The sequence below is a fragment of the Dietzia sp. HMSC21D01 genome (assembly GCF_001815995.1).
Classification (GTDB): Bacteria; Actinomycetota; Actinomycetes; order Mycobacteriales; family Mycobacteriaceae; genus Dietzia; species Dietzia cinnamea.
On sequence record NZ_KV823723.1, the window covers coordinates 1 to 1,569 of the forward strand.

The window sequence follows — 1,569 nt, forward strand, 5'->3', positions numbered from 1 at the left end:
CGACGCGGCGGCGAGGACCGCCAGTGGGGTGCGGCCGGTGCGGCGGCTGCTCATCCGTCCTCGTGCGCCCGGTGCGCCCCGTGTGCCCCGTGGGCTTCGACGTCGGGGAAGACGTACTCGGCCGCGCGGGCGGCCCACGCCGAGCCGGCGGCCACCAGGACGAACCCGAGTGCGGCGACCCACGGTCCGAACGTGACGGAGGCGCCTGTCGGGAGACCGGACAGGGTCGGTTCGTCGCCGCCGGTCGACGACATGAGTGTCCACACGAAGGCGAGGTGGGCGGCCAGCACCACCAGTGAGACGACGACGCCCGCGGCGGCGAACGCCCCGAGCCGCGTCACGGCGGTGACGCCCACCAGGAACAGCAGCACGACGAGGCCGAGGAAGAGCACCGGGGCGACGCTGCGCACGTCGATGATCTCCGTGATGCCCAGTGCGGTGATCTGGTCACCGCCGTCCGTGCGCAACCACGGCAGGTAGAGGCTGACCAGCGCGAGGGCGAGGCCGGCGACGGCGATGAGGGCGCCGACGCGGTTCCTCACGTGCGGCACGACCTTCGTCCGGGACGGGGTCCGGGTCGGCAGCGGGGAGCGGTGTGGGGAGGGGGGCGTGTACGCGGTCACTGTGATCACCCTTCCGGCGTGGAACGCGTGTGTGGTGCCCATCACATCCTAGGCGGGAAACCGCAGGATAGCCACCGTCGCCGTCCCGGCTGAGCCGGCGCGCGCGGTCAGCGTCGCCGGTTGGTGCGCCGCGTCGGCTCGGCCGCCATCGGGTCCTCCGGCCACGGGTGCCGCGGGTAGCGGCCGCGCATCTCGGCCCGGACCGCGGGGTAGGCCTCCCGCCAGAAGAACGCGAGGTCGCGCGTCACCGCGAGCGGCCGTCCGGCGGGCGAGAGCAGGTGGACCGTCACCGGGACCCGACCGTCGCAGAGGCGCGGCGAGGTGGTCCAGCCGAAGCATTCCTGCAGCTTCACCGCGAGCACGGGCGGGTCGTCGGTCCCGACCGCGGGGTAGTCGACGCGGTACGACGACGAGGAGGGCACCTCCAGTCGGTCGGGCACCAGTTCGTCGAACCGACCGGCCTCGGGCCACGGCAGCAGGCGCCGCAGGGCCGGGCCGAGGTCCCGTCCCGCCAACCGGGAGCCATGGGCGAGGGCGTCGATCTCCGGGGCGAGCCAGTCGTCCAGCCGCTCGGAGAGCCCGTCCGCGGACACGTCCGGCCACGGCGCTCCGAGCTCGCGGTGCACCAACCCGAGGCGGCACCACAGTCGGACGGCGTCGTCGTCGGGACCCAGTGCTGCGAACCCGCCGGCCTTGATCGCCGCAGACACCGCCTCCCGGGCGGCCGCGGGGGAGGGCCGCACCGGGGTGGAGGAGAGTTCGATCGCCCCGAGTCGGCGGATACGTCGACCCGTGATCGCACCACGGTCGAAGACGGCCGTCTCGTCGTCGTCGAGAAGGTGTGAGGCCGCACGCTCCGCGCCTTCCCGGTCCAGCGGGGCGGCGGAGCGGATCACCGCGCCGGCCTCACCGGCCGCGCGCCCGGCCGCACGTCCCACCTCGGCGA

2 protein-coding genes are annotated in these 1,569 nt (G+C 74.6%); both read right to left on the bottom strand.

Annotated elements, in window-relative coordinates:
• Positions 1 to 50: 50 nt before the first annotated feature.
• On the bottom strand, positions 51 to 542 hold the full coding sequence (locus tag HMPREF3086_RS02695; protein ID WP_083324251.1) for a hypothetical protein: 492 nt from the start codon (positions 540 to 542) through the stop codon (positions 51 to 53).
• 188 nt (positions 543 to 730) lie between these two features.
• A partial coding sequence (locus HMPREF3086_RS02700; protein WP_305790923.1) for an ATP-dependent helicase C-terminal domain-containing protein occupies positions 731 to 1,569 on the bottom strand: 839 nt, incomplete at its 5' end.